Raw genomic sequence first — 20,682 nt, 5'->3', positions numbered from 1 at the left:
TTCAAAACAATTACTTCACCAAAAGCATCTTCTTTGTAAAGATGTTGGTTCCGGCTTGCAAGCGATAGAAATACACGCCTGAAGAAAGTTGCGCAGCGTTAAAATTAACGGTATAAGAACCGGCAACTTGACGCGTATTGGCTAAAGTGGCCACACGGCGACCCAAGAGATCAAAGACTTCCAAACGAACATCGCTTGGAGAGGCCAATTGATAACGAATGCTTGTGGTTGGGTTAAATGGATTCGGAAAATTCTGAGCCAAGTCGAAACGGGTTGGAATCACACCGGGCTCTCGAACATTGGATGTACCACCGGAGCGATAGCCTGTGAAATCACCCGATTTTCTTGGAAGCAAGCGGAAAGTGCTGCGTGCAAAGTAATTCACACCCGTGACCGAGGTAAAGAAATCACCATTAAGGACTGTAACGGCTGATGGATTGCGACCAGTTCCGGTACCTTTATACTCGTGGCCAGAAAGATCATCCACACGATACCCTTGAAGCGTTCCAAGGCTATCTTGCGAAAGTGTAAACTCTCCAAAACCGTTGTTATTAGCAATGACATAAACATTATTGAAACGCACAAGCATGCTTTCAAGTGCTTCGGAAGTATTAGCACTCAGATTTGGTAAGGCAACCACAGGAACAACAGAAAGAGGAGTTGCTTGTGCGTTCACGGTAACACTTCCACCGCGTGCATCAATCGATGTGGTCGCATCCGCGTTCCGCAAATTCAAATCTTCTGCACCGCCGGTTAAGTCTGCTTCAACTACAGTTCCGGTAACATTGAGCACTGTTCCGCGGGTTACACCTGAAATGGTGTTATTCACAATCACTTGAATTCCACCCCATCCGAGATCTGAATTTGAATCTTGAATGAAATAAGAACGATAGTTTCCATAAACAGCGTCGGCTGAGTCGGAAGTCACTGTTCCGGTAATGGTAACGGTTGAACCTAAAAGTGGTGAGCGTTTATCGGTGTAAGGTGTGTATTGAATGTCTGAAATGTTACCGCTTGCTGCACCACGAATAATCGGGCGGAAAGGCAAGGTGGTATCGGGGAATACGGCCACTTTCCCTGCGGTATTCGTCACCTTGACAAAGTAATTGGCATATTGATTTGATAAAAGCGCCGGAAGATTGACTGCCCAAGTGCTATCGTTGGATTGTGTGGCACTGGTGCTGTCGTATGGTCCAAAGAAATTTGAATTTGGATCTAAGGTTGTATTGAAAAACAACTTCACCGAATTCACAGCGCCGCCTTGATTTTGATCGCGCGTAATGATGCTAAATGCAGTGGGCTGCCCAATAGGCGCTGCGAGCGGACGCTCAATGCGGTTTACGACAGGCGGAAGTGCTTCGGTTGAAAGCTTAATATCATCTCTTGTGCGGAGGTGAATTCGGTAGGCCACACCAAGTGAAGTTCTACCAAGGTATCCGTCATCGGGAATACCGTCTAAACGAACTTTTCCAACCACGCCGGTAATGCTTTCAACTATCGAGCCATTTGCAGGAATAGAATCATTGATGGTTAAGACACCGCCGGGATTGTTCGTAAATGAAGTATTCACCCCTCTTAAAAACTTGCTGTTATCGCCAAAGGGAATACGAATATTGCCCTTGCGGAAGTAGAAGGTGGGATATCGGCCATTTGATGCCAAAACGCGAGATGTCGCTTCTAAAACAAATGGGCCGGGAATGGTAACGAGCATGCCATCATATTGATCGCCATTCATGTAATTTACAGCACCGGCCGGTTGAGCAGTGCCGTTCGGATTAAAGCGAACATCGGTGATGGTTTGCGGGTGAAAGAGCGACTCTGCTGGAACGACCACCGGTGCGGGCATCGGGCGTTGATCAATGATTTCATATGAAAGTGCATTGATTTTATCAAATTCAGTTGAAGCAACATAGCTGCCTTGGAAACCGGCACCAAACGCGTGGCGGGTTTGCAAGGTTACTTTAACCACAAAGCCGGTATCTAAATTGGCTAAGGTCGAATCGAGTGTTGCCCCTGCACCGACGGCGTCGCTTAAAGTAAGTGCACTGTAGGGTAAAAATTCGCCGTTTGCACCACGAGCGGTGTCTTGCAAGTGCAGCAAAATACGACCGTTGGTATTGGCAAATGAAGTCGATGGCGACCAAATGACTTGGCCAACTACGGTGACGGTATCGCCGTTGTTGCTTGTAGCTGTACCCGGTGTAAACGGGCTGCGTGTAAAACGCCGTGCGAGTGAGTCGCGGTTGGTTTGCTTGGTTGCGCTGATGCGAACTTCGCCACGGTTTAATTGTGCAGAAAGGCTGCCTGTAAAGCTCAAAGCAACCGTAAGCACAAAAAGCAGTGTAAAGATTCTTTTCATGATGACTGTATTTAGGTTAAGAAAAAAATGTTCTGGTTTGAATTCTTGAAAAATTTCTTTTTGTATGTCATTCCGGCTTGTCCGGAATCCTGCACGCTGAAATTAGGCGGTGGTTGAGCTTGTCGAAACCACTGGCATACTCCTCGGTCATTTCGACAGGCTCAATGACCTCATTTTTTGTGCTCACCACAGATTCCCGACGCGTCACTTCGTGACTTGCGGGAATGACTGAAAGGGTACCGACACGGTGGTTTCGACAAGCTCAACCACCTCAAAAAAGTAAGTAACGGTAGTTACTTCACCACCGCAAAGCGTGCCGTTTTAATCTCGCCGCTTCTCAGGTTTCTGACTGAAACAACATACAATCCCGAAGAAATCGCCTGATCACTGCGGCTGATAAAATCCCACGCAACTTCACCGCCAGAATACGCTTTGGTATTCGCTTGATTCCCAAACTTTCGATTCCACGATGTTTGTCCACCGGCGTATGTGCGGCTATTGAATGTAAAACGGTCGATGATATCACCAGCCACAGTGAAAACTGTGATTTCACATTCTTCGGGTAAATTGGTGAAGTAAATTTTTCGATCTCTCGTTCCACTTCCGTCCCAGAGGGCTTTGCTGTAATATGGGTTTGGATAAACCCCGATTTTTGTTTCGGTATTTCCGTCAGCAACAGCGATTTTTCCGGGGAAGGCCGCTACCAAATTGGCAAGCGGCGCAGATTCTAACGGAGCAAGTCCGATTGACCCGTTACCGGAGTCGAAAGATGTTACACTGAAACCATACTGCCAGCCATTGAGCAGATTATCAAATATGTACCGATAAACATATTTGGTTGTGTCACCATTGAATTGAATGGGTGAAGGGAGGCGAATCGAATTAAACCCATTATCAAATCCAATTCGATTACCGGAGATGTCAAATTGGCTGGTAAAGCGAAGCGAAAGCGAGAGCCCATCACGGAAATCATCGCCTGCATTGGTTCGGTAAATTCTATACCCTTCAAAGTCGCGAAGGTTAGAAAGTGGGTCAATCGCGGTTTCGGCACTGTTATCCCAATATAGGGTTACTTTTTTATCTTCAGGCACCACACGAAAACGTGGAATCGGCGGCGGGGAAGGCAGAATAAAGCGATCAAGTCGGCCGTTGTTATTGAGGTCTTCGCCTAAGTCAAGTACGCCGTTGCTGTTGCGGTCTTCGCCGTTGAAGGTTTGTTGGGCAAGAGCTAGATTTTGGATTAATGTGGTTTTAGCGGAGGTTGAGTCATTGATGTATTCATTGACACCGCCGGTTGCACGTGCACAAACGATGGCAAATGAAACCGTAACGGAATCGCCGGGGGCAAGACTTGGAAAAGGCCCTGCGGCAATCAGTTCAACGCGGTTATCGGCGACACCGCTGATGAGTGCTCGAAGGGAGGAAGAGGGGCCAATGGTGGTGCGCATTCGATCAAACCGCTCGAAATCGTTGATAGGGCGTGGTAACTGTGTTCCTGTAAATTGCCACGATTGGTAATTGACATTAAATCCGCTGCGAATGGCAGGGTTGTACAAATCATTTTGAAAGATGCCGCCGAGATAACGAACTGAAAAATAACTTTGGGTGCGGTCGGGTTCGCCGGCTTTATCATATTTGTAGAGGGCGTAAAGCGAATCGATAAAACCACCTGCGCCTTTATTGTAGTAATTTGTTCCGCCGCTACCGGGTGGCGTGACTCGGTTATTTCGTACCACGGCATTGGTGAACATCCCCGCATGCAATTGGGTGAGTGAATCGGAACTGCGATTGATGATGGTGTAATTAAGTATTACAAACATATCAGCAAAGACGAAGTTCCAAGAGTAACCGGCAAAGCGTACTTGAACTTTGAGCGGATTGTGATTTGCTATTTGTGCGTTCGAAATAGGGCGAAAAATGAGCGAATCGGTCATTTCCGCGAGAAAATCTTGATGGCTAATCGCGCGTGGGTCAAAAACCGCACTATTCAAAAGTGAAGAGCGGGTCGAGACGCCGGAAGTGGCGGAGAATTCATAATCGCGCGCGCTAGGGTCGCCGTTGCTATTGCCGGTTTCAACATTCGCGGCAGTCGTGACTTTGATTTGACCTTGTTGAATGGCTCCAATCCACAAACCGCCATTAAAGAGATGCTCGATGCCGGAGCCTTTTGGGTATTCGCACGAGGGAACGCCATTTTGAAAATAACGATTGGCATTGCCAATGACGCCGTAATTTGTCATTCCAAGGCGAATATTACCGATGTCGGTCGTTTGGCGGTCGTCAAATTGTGTAAATGATTGCGCGTTCAGTGAAGCCAAGGCAATGAACATGCAAAAGGCTCCAATGCAGAACAGCGAAAGGAAGCGGAATTTGAAAAGTGGCTTTCGGTGAGTCAATTTTCTAGATTTAACAGAATTTCGAATTCGAATCTGCCGTCACAGGAGGGAATGATTCCCGTCTGTTTTGGGCAACTAACAACTGCCGTAAAGATAGAGAATCGTCCGTTAAGGAAAAATTAAATGTTTGAGGGTTTTAAATTTTGCCGATCTTGTAGAATCTCGGCCTAAAGACCTAAAGGATAGAGTATCGGTTTTTTGAAATCATTTGAAAATAGCTTAGGAATATTGAAGACTATTCAAAAATAATTAAAGGATTGTTTTTAGATTGAAAGAAGCGAATTCTCTCCTGCCTTTTTTCGAAATCTCTTAGATGAACTTCCGGAAAAATGAGAATTTCAGATTTTTCTAAACCGCAAGATTTTCTAAAAATGCTTTTTACCGAATAATTTATTTTAGAAAAAAACGGGATATACGAATATTTTTCAACCCTTCTTTTGATGATCCAAATCGAAATTCCCCAAAAGAGATAAAGATTTTCAATGAAATTTGAAGGATGGTAAATAATTTGGAAAATCATTCCAAAATACCAGCTTAGTGCATGTCGTGTGGTTTTTTCCCAATTGGCTTGAACGCTTCCTTCGTAATGCCGTTTTACACAATAAGTTTTATCGGAATAAACAATTCTCCCTAAAGCAGAAAGTCCAAAAAGCCAAGTGATTTCAGGTAGGACATTCTCATAATTTTGCCGAATTGTTCCGTGATTTTTAAGAACAGTCTTTATCCGATAAAGTCCACGAAAAGACGGGCCAAAATTTGATTCGTAAAGCATCTGCAACCGATTTCGTGCACTCCATTTTTCAGTAAACTCAACTGGTTTCATAAGAATGAATTTATCGTAAGGCAGGCCTTCGTCTGTTATATTAAGCCGAGAGCTATAGGCAAGCAGTGCATCAGGATATTGGTCTAAGGTGAGTTTTAATTGATTTAAATAATTCCCTGAGAAGGTATCGTCGTGCATCATCCACATAAAATAAGTGCCTTTTGCCTGTCGCATCAAAAGATTACAGTTTTCTACCCAATTCACTTCGTCGGATGCGGAAATAAATTTAAAGGTTCGTTCATCATTGGCGTGGGGGATTAAAATAGATTTTAACTTTTCTACACAATCATCAAGGCAATGTCTATCGGAAAAAATAAATTCAATGGGTTCTGAAGTGGAGGAGAGGATTGACTCGATATTATCAAGGATAATATGAAGAAACCGATTTGATTTATATAGAGGGACTCCAACACTAAAAACTGGCGATCTCATAAGTATTTTGTAACCAATTCTTTTGCAAAATAGGGAGCGCAAGTAAATTTCCCACAATCAACAGTAAAATATCCATCATAATGATTGATTCCCACCTCCCACCGTTCATGTAATTTGCTATTCGGGTCAGTAATATCGGTATCGCCCCAAGTCATAATAATTCCCGCATCCACATAGGACATTTCTGCTTTATGTAATATTGGAACAATTTTTTGAAATTCTTTAATTGATTCATGAAAGTAATTTTTTTGAACTTCCGGATTTATTTCACCGTAGCAAGGAGTTTCCCATTCCTGCGGGGTTGAAATTTCGCTTGACCAGCCCTTCATTCCTATCGGATACCACGAGAGGTAATAATCGGAATTTGGGTATGAGACAATATCACCATAAGCACCTAATACAAATGTATAAGAAGATAAATCTGGAGGAAGTGACAACCTTTTTGCCATATATCGGTATTTTAATCGATAAACCCATTGATGCAACGGAGTGATTCCCAATTGTTGATCAATCAATAATCGACCTTCCCATAAGCAATTGATGACAATTTCTGAGCGAATTTCGGTTTTACTTCCGGTTTCATTGTTACAGACCGACCGAAACCCACTTGAGGTTCTGACGACTTCATTTATTGTATGATTAAATCGTTGATGAATGGAGGATATCTCGAGTGAATTTGATAAATGGGATTGAAACTGAACAAGATCAAGCGAATATTCATTAGTTTCAACAAATTGTTGAGCAAATTGAGGTGAAATCCAATTAAAGTGATTTTTTGATGTGCTTAAACGAAATAAGTTTTCGGGTTTTAATCCAAGATAATGCACTGACGCATCGCCTTTTTGCTCTTGATAATCTTTGTCTAAATTTGAATATACCTTTATTAATTCGTCGGGGGCGAGCATCGATTCTTTTGAAATAACATAAACGAAAGGTAACGAACGCATATTTTCCCAAGGAAGTTGTCGTTCTAAAATTTCGTCAACAATTGGCGCAAATCGTATCGCGCTTTTGAGCATTAATGATGAAGTTCGATAACTTTTATCTTTTGCATAAATAAACCCAAGATGAATTTTTCCTTCGTTTCTCAAGCTCGCCCGAAATAGTGCTCTTGGAGACTTATCGATTAAAGTCACTGAATGTCCTTTTTGAGCTAATGCTAAGGCAACTAATGTGCCTTGAATTCCGGCACCAAGTACGGATATAACCACGGATTTGATAGAAAGCTTATTTAAAGGAAAACTTCATTCGTAACATAAAAAATAATATAAAAAAAATATAATTAAATTTTGGAGAAGGAGAATAAAATAATCGTTGAGGATTTATCTGAAAGATCAAAAAAAAAAATTGATTGTTTGTTAAATCCGATACGCTAAACCAAAGCAAATAGAAACCGTTGTGATTTTTTGCTCTATTCGCAGTCTTTCAAATTTCGGGGAAGTACTAAAATAGTCGATATTACTCATTAGAGCGAAATTTTCACCAATATTTATACGAAGTACAGCGCCAAGGCTAAAGGCAAATGAATAAGCATCTTCTTCACCAGCTCCGATATTCGGCAAAGTGGTTAAACTTGAACCCACCATTGCACGAAAATCCCACTCAATTCTTTTTCCTATTGGAAATGATACCATCGGACCAACCACAAGTCCCCCATAAGACCACGGGTCAAATCCGCTTACGCCTAAAGGGTTAGCACCGCCAAACCAAATTCCAGCAATGCCATAATTCCTTGTGAACAGATACCCCATATTGATGAGGTTTAATTGTAGGCCGGTTGTGGCTAAGCCGTTACTTCGCTCAGCGAAATCACCAACCGGGATAGAAGGCCCAAGTGTTAGCCCCAAATATCCAGTTTTTTTGGTGGATTGATTTTGAGATGCATTATCACCTCGCGTGTCTTCTTTTGTAATTTTTTCAACTTCAGCCATCTTAAAGATGAATTTACTTCCATCAATTGTTTCTATTGTTATGGTCTTTTCCGGAATTAGCTCAATTATTGAACCGCGAATAATACTTCCATTTTTCAAATAAACCACATCTTGAGATTGGTTTTGAGCGAAGGCTAAAGAAGAAAATAAGATTAGGAATGAGAAGAGAAGGAGTTTCATGTTAAAATCAGTTTATTAAATAAATTAATGAATAAGTTACGGATGAATAAAAAGTAATACTAAAATTTAATCATCATAAAAATTAATAAAAACTGCACCACTATTGTATGACAATTATACAACTATCAATTAATTGGAATACCAAAAATTGTCCGCTTATTAAACATTCCGTCTCTTCCAGATTCACCTTTACTTAAATATAACCTAAGCCAATCTTGCTGTTCTTTTAATTGAAACTGAGCATCTTCTATTGATTTGCTAAGCTGTTTAACCAAATTTAAGTTATTTGAATTTATTGTAGTACCTTCAGAACTTGAGATTTGATTCAATTTTAACTTGGCGCTATTTAGTTTCGTTTCCACAGAGTCAAGCATGCTTTGAATTTCTTCATCTGATCTCTTAGGATTAAACTGTTTGTTTCTGAAATTAATGAAATCATTATAAACCCTTATTCCTTCATTATACTCAAATGAAGCGGTGTTGAACAAATTCACTACTTTATTCTGCCGATATACTTCGATTTCCATTTTAAGCTGCCGAAGTCTATCAAAAATAATTGAATTCTTCAAACCGTTTTTTTCAACTCGATAAGCGGTTGATAAAAGTTGATCGATTAGTGTTTGTTGCTCAAAGAATTTAAGTGAATCAATAAAATTGAAAAATGGTTTTGACTTATTTTCCTTTGTTTTACCAAGATAAAACTCATGATTTGTTATAGGATAATTGAGGAATTGCAACAAGTAATCAAATGGGATATGGGATTGAATTAATATCGAAGGTTGTACCTTAAAGTATTTGTTGTTAATTTTTTTCATAAATTTCCCGCCTGACATATAACCAGAACCCCACGTTGGATCAAATAAAAACCAATTCCCTTCGATGAGTGCGGCACTCCACGCGTGTGGAATATAGTCAACGAAACCATTTTGCTTGGTGTAACCTTCTACAATGACTGCTTTGATCCCTGATTTAAGACAAATTTCAGTAAACAATGCCGCATAATTGCTACATATTCCTCTTCTAGTCGTGAGGGCTTTTGCAGCTCTATCCTCATTTTTCTCATTAAAGTTAATTGCAAACATATTCTCAACATCATATTGAATGTTGCTTGCAACCCAAATAAAGATGGCTCGGACTCTCTCTTTTTCAGAAGAAAATTCATTGTTAAAAAAAGTTGCAATTTGTGACGTTGTCTTCGTTAGCGAATCAGGGATTTGCAATGCTCTTTTGTCAATTAATCTAAAATCATTTTCTGAAGATTTTTGAGAAAAACCATTGACAGCGGTAAAAAAAATCAATAGGATTAAGATAATAAGTTTCATTTGCTATTTTATTTATCTCGTTTTGGATAATTTAGTAATTTGGTCACGATTTCTCAACAGTCTAATGGGCTTAATGACCAAAAATAATATCAATTTAATAAGAATTTTTATAAGTAGGATTTTTGATTTTGATCATTTTCTTTTCAAATCAGGGTTGTTTTTTTTCTTATCGGGCTTATTAAAAATACAAAAGTTAGAGATTTACAACCTCCGCGAAAACGCTTCATTTTCACCGTCACGATGCAGCCTTCTCACCACGATTATGCTGCATTGTTGCCGTGATTATGCTGCATTGTTACCGAGATTATGCTGCATTCTTACCGTGATTGTGCTGCATTCTTACCGTTAAAACCAAGCTTGTTTTCATCGTCAAAACCAATGCATTCTTCACTTTTTGCCCAGAAATATTACTTTTGGTAATACTTTTGGCAGTCTTTGTCGGTTATTTTGTTTCGGATTATTGTTCCGTTGCATTCTAAAATCGAACAACAAAAATCAAATTTTGGAGAGAACGGGGAAGAACCAATGGAAATTTGAGGTTTCCGAAAGTTCTTCTTGGTATAAATTGAGTTTAAGCGTTTTTGAATCAAGTTCCAAATGGTTTATAAAAATTTATTGAGCAAATCGGGGTTATTGAGAAAATTAGATTCTCGATTTTCAACCGCAAAGGTCACAAAGAAAGACCGCGACTTTCACGGAGATAAGGCATGTATGCGAGAAATTTTCAAATTAAGAAGAGTGAAAAAATGTAACTTCACGCCCGTTTCAGTCAACTAATTCCTTTCTTCAATGATTGCCTTCATTCAAGAGATTTTTTCACAAATTCAAATTTTATCGGTTGAGCCATCGCTTCAAGACCTTTTTTCGCCGGAACTTTTGGCGGTGTGTTTTTTTGCGTTTCTTGCCGGATTCATTGATTCCATCGTCGGCGGCGGGGGATTGGTTCAGCTTCCTGCGCTGCTGATATGCTACCCCAATGTGGACCCGATTCCTATCTTCGGAACTAATAAATTTTCATCGATTTCAGGCACCAGCATCGCGACTTATCGCTTCTCGCGCACGGTTGAAATCCCGTGGCGTATCGCGCTTTGGGCAGCCGGTGCAGCGTTTATCTTTTCGTTTTTAGGCGCACGCTCGGTGAGCTACTTCCCGAAAGACGCCTTGCGACCGGTGATTCTCACATTGCTCATCGCGGTGTTTATTTACACCGCATTTAAGAAAGACTTCGGCTCGATTCACGCACCGGAGCTGCCGCACAACCGTGAAGTCCCGTATGCCATCATTTTAGGTGTTGTGATTGGGTTTTATGATGGGTTTTTCGGCCCCGGAACAGGGAGCTTTCTAATTTTCATCTTCATTGGAATTTTTGGGTTTGATTTTCTTCGTGCGAGTGCCACAGCGAAAGTGGTAAATTTTTCAACAAATCTCTCCGCCGTTCTCTTCTTCGCCTTTACTCAAAAGATATTCTACCACATTGCCATTCCGATGGGACTTTGCAACATTGCCGGTGCAGTGTTAGGAACAAAACTGGCGGTATTGAAGGGCAGCGGATTTATTCGCGTTCTCTTTTTGGGCGTAATGGCAGCGATTATTCTCAAGTTCGGGTTTGATACTTTGAAGGTAATGATTCAGATTTGAGGTGGTTGAGCCTGTCGAAACCACCGTGTCGGGCGCTCAGTCATTTCGACAGGCTCAATGACCTCGCATTTTATTGGAAATTAATAGTGTATAACTCATAACTAATTATTCAAAACTCTTATTTCAACAAATGTCACGACTCTTTTTCCTACTCGAATACCTCGCCAATGCCGTCTGGATGGGCGCTATCATCATGTTTGCATTTGCCGTTGCAGGTACGGTTTTTCGCGAAGCCGGCAGCATCAATCTCGCCGGGCATTTGAACGGCGTGGTATTGCAAAAGCTTAATAAAATTGAATTTTCGGCGGCTGCACTGCTCATCCTTTCAAGCCTTGCGCTTCTTGCTTTTAGCCCCGATGAGCGCGAAACCACACGCTACATCAAGCTTGGGCTTTCGCTTACAATGCTCGCATTGGTGTTTTATTATGGCGTTGTGGTGACCAATCGATTAGAGCATTTACGGGTTGTGGAGATTGTGGATTTCGATAATTTCGATACCACAAAGCAAGCCTTTCGCGATGAATTCAATGTGCTTCATAAACGCTACACCACGCTTGTTTCAATCAATCTCCTATTGAATATCATTTACGCCGCTCTAACAGTGTTTGGCAAAAAGGGAACTTGAACCTAATGTTAATTCAATAAGACGAATGCGCAAAGTTTGGTTTTTCTTTTTTTTGCCTATTGTCACGGCCTCGCTTGCGATGTCGCAATCCCCGAAACCCACCGTCAAACTTGGGCTTGAAGTTTTTTTGGAGGAACTAAACACAACTTACAAAGCCTTTGCACCACCAATTAAAAAATCAAATTCAAGAAGGAAAAAAGCTGCAAATCCAAGCCCAGCATTACGATTCGGACTTATCACCAATCACACCGGCATTGATTCCAAAGGCATTCCGAATTACGAACGCCTTAAAGCTGCCGGAGTCAATCTCACCGCCATCTTTGCGCCGGAGCACGGGTTTAGCGGCAATCTTGAAGCCGGTGCAAAGGTAAAAGACTCCACGCTTGGCACACTCTCCATTTACTCGCTCTACGGCAAAACCCGCAAGCCAACACCCATAATGATGGCTGAAATCGATGTGCTCATCTTTGATATTTTTGATATCGGCACGCGAACCTACACTTACATCAGCACTTTAGCCTTAGCAATAGAAGCGGCGGCGGAAGCAAAGAAGCCGCTCTTGGTTTTTGATCGGCCCAACCCCATTGCGCCAATTCCTGCGCAAGGGCCGCAGCTTGAGCCTGAATTGCGGTCATTTGTTGGGAGAGTTACTGTGCCTTTTGTTCACGCTAGGACGGTGGGGGAGATCGCAAAGGTCATTCAGCAAACGGAATTTCCAAAGGCAAAACTCACCGTAGTGCCGATGAAAGGCTACGATAAAACGAAATTTTACGACGAAATGGGCTTGCCCTTTATTCCCCCTTCGCCAAACATCACCACCCTTGAAACCGCCTTGATCTATCCAGCCACCGTTTTGATTGAAGGCACCAACATCAGCGAAGGCCGTGGCACGCTGTGGCCTTTTGAACAAATTGGCGCACCCAAACTTGATGCCGCGGTGCTTAAACGCAAACTATTGGATTCGAAAATTTCGGGTGTGGTGATTGATACGGTATCTTTTACGCCGCGCGTGATTGCGGGGAAGGCGGAGTCGCCGAAGTATCGCGATACGATGTGTACGGGCGTGCGTTTTTCCATCACCGACCGCAAGGCTTACAAACCCTTCGACCTTGCTCTCAAGCTGCTCAAAGCCTTGAAATCAACTTATCCTGCATTTTCATTTCCCGATAGCGGTAAGTTTTTCGACAGGCTCGCCGGAACAAAGAAGATTAGGGAAGAAGTGATTCAGGAATAAAGGTTTTTATGAAAATCATATTGAATCCTTTATTTTTGTGTCAAATTATTTCTTCACGAGTATGAATCGCCTCAATCGTTTAACCGTAAGCATCGTTGAGACTTTAGGTAAGGTCGGTGTGTTTCATTACAACAAATTGGCGTACCTCTTTGAGTATATCTACATTAAGAACTTTGGAGTGCGTTATACCAACGAACGATTTATTAAGCTTCCAAACGGCCCTGTAATCAATAATTACAAAAAGCAAATTGAACTTCTTTTTGAAGAAAATCTCTTGAAAGTTGATGTAACGCAGCTTAATCAAAAACGAAGTGTTGATGATAATTCTCTCAAACCAATTTGGATTGAGCCTACAAGTGATTCAAAGAATTTTCTTGTGGAAGATGAAGATGCGGTTAAGCTTTTATCACAAATGCTAAATCGTTATGCAAAATTAAGTGCAAGTCAATTAGAAAATGTCGTTTATCAAACCGAGCCAATGTTAAGAATTACACAAAACGAAGGAACCAAAGAAAAAAAATCAATTGGAGTGGAAGTTTTAGACACAACTACAGTAAAAAATGCGTTGAAAAATGATAGAATTCAAGGTAAAAAACTGGCATTAGAGCACCTCAAAAAGTATCCATTTCCAAATAATGAATTACAAGATTTTTATGCTCAAGAACTTGCTCCATTAGCGCTGCTTCGCCCCAAATATGAATCAGAGTCTTAAAGAGCAACTTCAAAAATATAGACTTATAAAGCCAAAAGAAGTCTGGCTTGTGGCCGATTCAGAAGTTGTTCTTCATAGTGATAAAAGGAAAGACAAGATAAAAAGGCCGGTTTTAGTGTTAATGTCTAAAAAGGCAATTGAAAACACTTCCCATATTATCAATTGTATTCCATTAACGGCGTCAGCAAAAAGATTTGATTCAGTAACCTTCCCAATTCATAAAGGATACAAAGAAATTGTGAAAGATTTTTCACCAAATGAAAATTCAGCTGCCTTAATTCAATTTTACCAACCAATTGAGAGAAAATATTTCGATGTTTGTGTGGGAACAATTGATGATGTTACTTATTCAGCAATAGATAATATTGTTGGAAATTATTAAAAGAAATTCATACTAAAAACAATTACTTTCCTTAAAGACAAAATTATTAAAAATGATTGCAAAAACAAATTTGCTAACTCTTAAAGAAGCAGCCGAGTTTGCAAGTCAACATATCAGCAAAAACGTAACGACTTCCAACATTTCCTACTTGGTAAACTATGGTAGAATAGCCAAAACAGGGAACAATGGAACAGTTTTAATCGATAAACAAGAGCTTATCAACTACTACCAAGGCTATTATGGAAGTCGTGAGTTGGATTGGAAAAATAAATTAGGTAGTGATTTGAATTGGGCTTTGAGTTTTGAACACTTGAAAGAAGCTGAAACCACAAAGCATGTACACCGTTTGCACCCTTACAAAGGCAAATATATTCCACAATTAGTAGAATATTTTTTGGACGACCACACTGACGAATTTAAAATACAAACCTTTTTCAAAGAAGGTGATATTGTGCTTGACCCTTTTTGTGGCAGTGGAACAACCTTAGTACAAGCTAACGAATTAGGCATACACGCCATTGGAATAGATGTTTCGGCTTTTAATGCTTTGATTAGCAATGTAAAAGTTTCAAAAGTGGATTTGGCGAACCTTTACCAAGAAACAGAACAGATAAGTAAAGCCATAAAAAAGTTTGTTACAAATTCGCCGCACCTTGCTTTTGAGAAGGAACTTGCTGACTTTTTAACCGAATACGATAAAAAATATTTCCCTTCACCTGAATTTAAAATTAAAGTAAGAAAAAAAGAAATTGACGAGAAAACCTACTCAGAAGCACACGAAAAAGTTGTTTTAGAAAAATTCAATGAGTTGGTAGCCAAATACCAAATAAAAATTCGTCAAGACGAACAAAACACTTTTTTAGGCAAGTGGTATTTACAAACGGTTCGCAATGAGATTGATTTTGTATTTGAAAAAATCAAAAACGTACAAAATCCACACACAAAAAAAGTGCTTACCGTGATTTTGAGCCGTACAATTCGCAGTTGCAGGGCAACTACACACGCAGATTTAGCAACTTTGGTAGAACCTGTAACCACTACATACTATTGTGCCAAACACGGAAAAATTTGCAAGCCTTTGTTTTCTATGGTTTCGTGGTGGGAAAGGTATTGCAAAGATACGATTCAACGATATGCTGAATTTTCAAAATTGCGAACAAATACGTTTCAATATTGCTTAAATGGTAATTCCGAAACTATAGATATTTTAAAGGAATTAGAAAAAAAATATCCTGTATTTTACGAATTAGCCCAACAAAAAAAAATAAAAGGCATTTTTTCAAGTCCTCCTTATGTGGGTTTGATTGATTATCACGAACAACACGCCTACGCCTATGATTTGTTCGGTTTCGAACGAAAAGACGAGCAAGAAATTGGCTCTTTGTCTAAAAAGCAAACCAAACAAGCCCAACAAGATTACGTAAAAGGCATCGCAAATGTTTTGAACAACTGCAAAAGATTTTTAGCTGATGATTACGATATTTTCCTAGTAGCAAATGACAAAAACAATTTATATCCCCAAATTTCAGAAATGTCAGGTATGCAAATTGTGAATCAATACAAACGTCCCGTATTGAACCGAACCGAAAAAGACAAAGGGGCGTATTCAGAAATTATTTTTCACTTGAAAGCAAAATAATTATGCAAAAACAAGACCTTGACAAAATCATCTATCAACTTACTGTTGAAGATTTACAAATTGTAGCCAATGACGAACTCAACCTAGATTTAACAGAAGAAGAAATTAAACTTTTGGAAGATAAAATCGGAGATTATGTTGATTGGTACAACATAATAAGTATGGCTATTTTCAACAATATTCAGAAATAAAGTGGCTTTATCCAACACTCAAAAACTTCAAATTCAGGAAGTTATCAAAACTTGCTTACGAAACAAGTTCAAAAACTACAAACCTGAAAGCAATTATATGCCTTTTCATCACGCCTTATTGGGCAAGGATAGAATGGCTTTGTTTTCGTTCATACAATCTTTAAATACTACTTTCGGTAGTTCCATTTTTGAACCTGTGGCAGTGGCTTTATCGGCAGGTAATTTCAAAACAGCCAAAGCTCAGTTTGTAGTAGGCAGTGAAATTAGCGAATTTGCCCAAAAGGAAATTCAAACTATCATCAACGACCTTTCTATGGGTGCAGAACCCGATAAAGAGCAAGAGACAGAAAGAATACGCCAAGTATGCCAAAAAGGAACAATGCAAAAACTTAAAACGGTAAAAGTAGATTTGTATTTGGAAACCCAAAATTCTGAAATACATTTGTTTGACCTAAAAACCGCAAAGCCAAACATCAGTAATTTTAAGGACTTCAAAAGGACATTATTAGAGTGGGTTGCTATCATTTTAGCACAAAATTCGAGTGCAAAAGTTCATTCTTATGTTGCTATTCCTTACAATCCGTACTACCCCGAACCTTATCAGCGTTGGACATTAAAAGGAATGTTAGACCTATCGCAAGAGTTGAAAGTAGCCGAAGAATTTTGGAATTATTTGGGTGGTGCGGGTGCTTTTGAAGACTTGTTAGACTGTTTTGAATTGGTGGGTTTAGAAATGCAACAGGAAATAGATGCGTATTTCAAAAAATTCAAGTAGAGAAACAAAAGCGCCTGCCACCAACATTATGTTTGCGAAAAGGCGGGCTAATGTACGTAATTTTGGCTCTGGTGCTTTCTATAAACTTTGTGCGTAAGGCAAGGGAAGTGCTATAAAATCCTGCATTTATTAATCATTTTCCATTATAAGTCTATCAGGTATTAGGTTTTGAGCAAGATTTCGATCTTTCACCTTAGTTACCACCCCAATTCTCGAATTGCCGGCAGGGCACGATTCTGAAAATCCCATAGCGCTTGATTTTCATACGGCGAGCCGTTTGTGGCTTGTGCGCCTTTGAAACTCACCCATTCCCCGCCCCAATAGCAAATCCCAAGCCCCATTCGAGATTCAAACACCAGATTTTTCACGGTTTTGAGAAACGCGGCTTGTCCCTTAGGCGTAGCCGGGAAGCCATCTCCAAGCTGCGATTCCAACCCCACGATGTTATTCGTCCAATCATTCCACTGAAGCGTAAATGGATAGGAAGTTTCAACAACCATATAATTTCGGTTGTGAATCGTGGCAAGTGAATCAAAGGTTCTGATTGCGAGTGAAGGCGATTTCCCGTGCCACATTGGGTAATAGCTAAACCCAATCAGATCGTAATCGAGAGGCGATACCATCTCTAAAAACCACGCTGCGCCTTGTGGGCTGGCATGATGAAGCATAATCATTGTTTTAGGCGATGCGCGTCTTACGGCTGCAATCCCGCGATTCATCAATTCGCGAAATCGGCTTGGATTTTGAAGACTGCCGTGAGGCCAAAGAAAGCCACCATTGATTTCATTTCCAATCTGAATGATTCTTGGCTCAATTTCTCGGCAGACGCGCTCCGTGTATGCTTCAAGACTATCGCCCAAAAGTTCAAACGAAAGCGATTCCCACGCTTTTGGCAAGGTTTGTTGGCTCGGGTCTGCCCAAGTATCTGAAAAGTGAACCGCGAGTAAAATGCTTGTTCCTCGGCCAAGGCTGTTTATTTCTTCTTTGAAAGCGCGAACTTGTTCAAGGGTTGAGACGGAATCGGTTGGGGAATGAAACAGCCGAAGGCGAACAAAGTTCATCCCCGAGTCAAGAAGTGTTTTGAACATATCTTCATTTTTCCCGGCGGCATTTTTAAGCGTAATCCCGCTTTTGCGAACTTCAGGAAGGAGTGAAAGGTCGGCACCGCGCAATTGAATTGCGGGTCTGATTCGCAAATTGATTTCGGGTGGGAAAGGTTCAAGGAAATTAGTAAAATCAATGTTGCACCCCATTAAAGAAAATACAACCACTAAGAAAAGCAGATGTAATAAGGGTTTTCGAGGAATCATTTTAATTAAGGAGTTCATGAAGGTCGTAAAAGTGATCAATCAAATATTCTATCAGAAACGAAACACGGCCGTTGTTGTTATAAAGATATAAATTCTAAACCAAAATCATTGAGGATGAAAATTCACACGATAAAACTTCTTTTCTTGATTTCCTTTACATTCTTCACCCGAATCTGTGTAAACGGGCAAGTAACACTCACCGAGCCATTTTCATCACTCACCTTCGGGAACCCCGTCGATATTCAAAACTGCGGAGATTCTCGGCTATTTATCGTCTCTCAAAATGGGATTATTTACATCGTTGATCGAAATGCGCCAACGCTACGCAAAACATTTTTAGACATTCGCGCTCGCATCACCTCAGGTGGGGAATTGGGTTTATTGGGCTTGGCATTTCACCCAAATTATACTTCAAATGGCTTTTTTTACGTTTTTACAACGCGTGGAAACAGTTCAAACCCTACAAATCAAACGAACCCACTTCGTATTGTTGTCTCACGATTTAGCGTAACCTCAAACCCCGATTCTGCAGATTCCAACAGCGAACTCATTTTGTTCAGCACCTCAAAAAATCAAAACAACACAAATCATAATGGCGGCGCAATCGCTTTCGGAAAAGATGGATTTCTTTACTTCACAATTGGCGATGGCGGTGGAAGCGGAGACCCACAAAACAATGCGCAAAATTTGACGAACTATCACGGCAAAATGATGCGCATCGATGTTAACCAAAAAGATTCGGGTTTAGAGTACGCTATTCCAACAAGTAATCCCTTCGCTTCACATCCAACAAATCGAAAAGAGATTTTCGCTTGGGGTTTAAGAAATGTATGGCGGTTTAGTGTAGATACCACAGGGGAAATCTGGGCCGGCGATGTCGGGCAAGGGCAGCGCGAAGAAGTGAACATCATTGAAAACGGAAAGAATTATGGATGGCGAAAATACGAAGGCACACTCACCTATAACACCAATGACCCGGTTATTCCAGATGCTGTTTTTCCCCTGCATAGTTATAGCCACGAAAATAATAACCTCTCCATCACTGGAGGATATGTGTACCGAGGAACGCAAATCCCATCACTTTCCGGCGCATACATCTTCGGCGATTATGGATCAGGGAGAATATGGAGTTTGAGACGAAACCCTTCGAGTTCACCCACAGTTACGTTTTTAGTTCAGCTCTCACAATCGTTTTCACTTTCAACGTTCGGTTTCGATAACACGGGTGAAATGTATGTCGCGAATGTAAACAATGGCAGAGTGTTTCGCCTGACGGGGCTATTGCTTTCAACACCAAGAAGTTCAAACAATCTCATGTTTGAATTGGAGGATAACTTCCCGAATCCATTTAACCCAACCACGCAAATAAATTACACCCTTGCACGAGCAGGCGAAATCGAGCTCAATGTTTTTGATGTGTTGGGTAGAAAAGTTTCAACGCTTGTCTCTGCAAGGCAAGAAGCAGGAAGGTATTCGGTGACATTTGATGCACGTGACCAATCGAGTGGAATTTACTTTTATCAATTGCGTGCCGGAGGTTTCCTTCAAACCAAAAAAATGGTTTTGATTAAGTAGTTGCCATTTTTAGGAACGCATTGATTTCTTTGGTTTTCCAACACGCTACTTGGTGGCCTTCGGTTACGGTTTCAAGCGGTGGTTTTTCTGTCCAGCATTTTGAATCGGCATAGTCGCAGCGTGTGCAAAAATGGCAACCTTTTGGGTAGTTTGTCGGTTGAGGAACAGTACCTTCAATGGTGTATAATCGATCGGCATTTTCATTCATTTTTGGAATTGCACGAAGAAGACCAATCGTATAGGGGTGTCGCGGAGATTGAAAGAGCATTTTAACGCTTGCCGTTTCAACAATTTTCGACGCATACATCACTGCCACACGATCGCAAGTTTCTGCGATAACGCCAAGGTCGTGTGTAATAAGGACCATACTCATGCCAATGTCCTTTTGAAGTTCTTTAATTAGCTTTAAGATTTGCGCTTGTACCGTGACATCAAGCGCCGTTGTGGGTTCATCGGCAAGCAAGACCTTCGGGCGGCAAGCCAAGGCCATTGCGATCATCACGCGCTGCCGCATCCCGCCCGAAAGTTGATGCGGATATTCATTAAAACGCTGCTCGGGTAAGGGAATTCCCACTTTTCTTAATAGGTCTATCGAAGCGGTTTTAGCCTCACTTTTTGTCATTTTCAAGTGCAATTGCAATACCTCAGCCACTTGACTGCCACAGGTTTGTACGGGGTTGAGCGAAGTCATTGGTTCCTGAAAAATCATTGAGATTTTCTTTCCGCGAATTCTTCTCAGTTCGTCTTCTGTAGCTGATAGAATATCTTTTCCCTCAAAATAGATGGTGCCACCGGCAATCTCGGCAGGTGGCTTCGGCAGAAGCCCGAGAATCGACATCACCGTTACAGACTTTCCACAACCGGATTCGCCCACTAATCCAAGCGTTTCCCCTTCAAATACCGAGAAGGAAACATCATCAACGGCTTTCGCAAGTCCATTTTCAGTTCTAAAGTAGGTCTTAAGTCCGTTGACTTTAATCACAGGAAATTGACCGTTTTCTTTAGTTTGTTGATCCTCTTTCATTGATTCATTATTCAAAAAATTTTAAGAAAATAGGAGAAAAAGTTTGATTTTTTTTTAAGAAATCAAATGGATTAAAAATATTTGTTAACTTTCAGTCGTTTTTAAACCAATTCATAAAGTCGCCAAAAAAGGAG

The 20,682-nt window shown here is 40.8% G+C and carries 17 protein-coding genes; 9 read left to right on the top strand and 8 right to left on the bottom strand.

Features of this window, described 5'->3' with window-relative positions; all coding sequences use genetic code 11:
• Positions 1-10: 10 nt before the first annotated feature.
• The 6 genes from SFU91_08220 to SFU91_08195 all read right to left on the bottom strand — a co-directional run bounded on the left by SFU91_08220 (position 11) and on the right by SFU91_08195 (position 9,419).
• A complete protein-coding gene (locus SFU91_08220; GenBank protein ID MDX2129006.1) occupies positions 11-2,359 on the bottom strand; it encodes a T9SS type A sorting domain-containing protein in 2,349 nt (782 codons plus the stop codon).
• Between the two features lie 293 nt (positions 2,360-2,652).
• Positions 2,653-4,689 (bottom strand): hypothetical protein, encoded by a 2,037-nt coding sequence (locus SFU91_08215; protein MDX2129005.1) that lies wholly within the window; start codon positions 4,687-4,689, stop codon positions 2,653-2,655.
• A 301-nt stretch (positions 4,690-4,990) separates the two neighbouring features.
• The gene (locus tag SFU91_08210) at positions 4,991-6,010 is read right to left on the bottom strand and encodes a glycosyltransferase family A protein (GenBank protein ID MDX2129004.1); all 1,020 of its coding nucleotides are present in this window, start codon (positions 6,008-6,010) and stop codon (positions 4,991-4,993) included.
• Positions 6,007-7,221, bottom strand: a complete 1,215-nt coding sequence (locus SFU91_08205) for an FAD-dependent oxidoreductase (protein ID MDX2129003.1) — start codon at positions 7,219-7,221, stop codon at positions 6,007-6,009. Before SFU91_08205 ends, SFU91_08210 begins: the two co-directional genes overlap by 4 nt.
• 147 nt (positions 7,222-7,368) lie before the next feature.
• Positions 7,369-8,121, bottom strand: a complete 753-nt coding sequence (locus SFU91_08200; protein MDX2129002.1) for a hypothetical protein — start codon at positions 8,119-8,121, stop codon at positions 7,369-7,371.
• A gap of 125 nt (positions 8,122-8,246) precedes the next feature.
• Positions 8,247-9,419, bottom strand: coding sequence for a transglutaminase domain-containing protein (locus SFU91_08195; GenBank protein ID MDX2129001.1), 1,173 nt, complete (start codon positions 9,417-9,419; stop codon positions 8,247-8,249).
• A gap of 813 nt (positions 9,420-10,232) precedes the next feature.
• Here SFU91_08195 and SFU91_08190 point away from each other — a divergent pair.
• From SFU91_08190 to SFU91_08155, 8 genes are all read left to right on the top strand, one after another.
• A complete protein-coding gene (locus SFU91_08190; GenBank protein ID MDX2129000.1) occupies positions 10,233-11,081 on the top strand; it encodes a TSUP family transporter in 849 nt (282 codons plus the stop codon).
• Positions 11,082-11,211: 130 nt separating this feature from the next.
• Complete coding sequence (locus SFU91_08185; protein ID MDX2128999.1) at positions 11,212-11,706, top strand: DUF4149 domain-containing protein; 495 nt, start codon at positions 11,212-11,214, stop codon at positions 11,704-11,706.
• Positions 11,707-11,731: 25 nt separating this feature from the next.
• A complete protein-coding gene (locus tag SFU91_08180) occupies positions 11,732-12,940 on the top strand; it encodes a DUF1343 domain-containing protein (protein ID MDX2128998.1) in 1,209 nt (402 codons plus the stop codon).
• 61 nt (positions 12,941-13,001) lie between these two features.
• Positions 13,002-13,652 carry a DUF4065 domain-containing protein gene (locus SFU91_08175; protein ID MDX2128997.1) on the top strand — a complete coding sequence of 217 codons (651 nt, stop codon included), beginning with the start codon at positions 13,002-13,004 and terminating at the stop codon, positions 13,650-13,652.
• A complete protein-coding gene (locus tag SFU91_08170) occupies positions 13,636-14,034 on the top strand; it encodes a hypothetical protein (protein MDX2128996.1) in 399 nt (132 codons plus the stop codon). Before SFU91_08175 ends, SFU91_08170 begins: the two co-directional genes overlap by 17 nt.
• A gap of 52 nt (positions 14,035-14,086) precedes the next feature.
• A complete protein-coding gene (locus tag SFU91_08165) occupies positions 14,087-15,673 on the top strand; it encodes a DNA methyltransferase (GenBank protein MDX2128995.1) in 1,587 nt (528 codons plus the stop codon).
• A 2-nt stretch (positions 15,674-15,675) separates the two neighbouring features.
• Positions 15,676-15,864 (top strand): hypothetical protein, encoded by a 189-nt coding sequence (locus SFU91_08160; GenBank protein ID MDX2128994.1) that lies wholly within the window; start codon positions 15,676-15,678, stop codon positions 15,862-15,864.
• Position 15,865: 1 nt separating this feature from the next.
• The gene (locus SFU91_08155; protein ID MDX2128993.1) at positions 15,866-16,639 is read left to right on the top strand and encodes a TdeIII family type II restriction endonuclease; all 774 of its coding nucleotides are present in this window, start codon (positions 15,866-15,868) and stop codon (positions 16,637-16,639) included.
• 197 nt (positions 16,640-16,836) lie between these two features.
• Here the strand turns inward: SFU91_08155 and SFU91_08150 are convergent, their stop codons facing one another.
• Positions 16,837-17,949 carry a glycosyl hydrolase 53 family protein gene (locus SFU91_08150; GenBank protein ID MDX2128992.1) on the bottom strand — a complete coding sequence of 371 codons (1,113 nt, stop codon included), beginning with the start codon at positions 17,947-17,949 and terminating at the stop codon, positions 16,837-16,839.
• Between the two features lie 114 nt (positions 17,950-18,063).
• Between SFU91_08150 and SFU91_08145 the strand changes: the two genes are divergently transcribed.
• On the top strand, positions 18,064-19,524 hold the full coding sequence (locus SFU91_08145; GenBank protein ID MDX2128991.1) for a PQQ-dependent sugar dehydrogenase: 1,461 nt from the start codon (positions 18,064-18,066) through the stop codon (positions 19,522-19,524).
• On the opposite strand, the gene SFU91_08140 is transcribed toward SFU91_08145, so the two are convergent.
• Positions 19,517-20,548 carry an ABC transporter ATP-binding protein gene (locus SFU91_08140; GenBank protein ID MDX2128990.1) on the bottom strand — a complete coding sequence of 344 codons (1,032 nt, stop codon included), beginning with the start codon at positions 20,546-20,548 and terminating at the stop codon, positions 19,517-19,519. The genes SFU91_08145 and SFU91_08140 overlap by 8 nt on opposite strands.
• Positions 20,549-20,682 lie beyond the last annotated feature (134 nt).

The sequence above is a fragment of the Chloroherpetonaceae bacterium genome, from assembly GCA_033763895.1.
In the GTDB taxonomy this organism is placed as follows: Bacteria; Bacteroidota; Chlorobiia; order Chlorobiales; family Thermochlorobacteraceae; genus JANRJQ01.
Note: the sequence above shows the minus strand (reverse complement) of the source record. Positions and strands in the feature narration are given on the sequence as shown.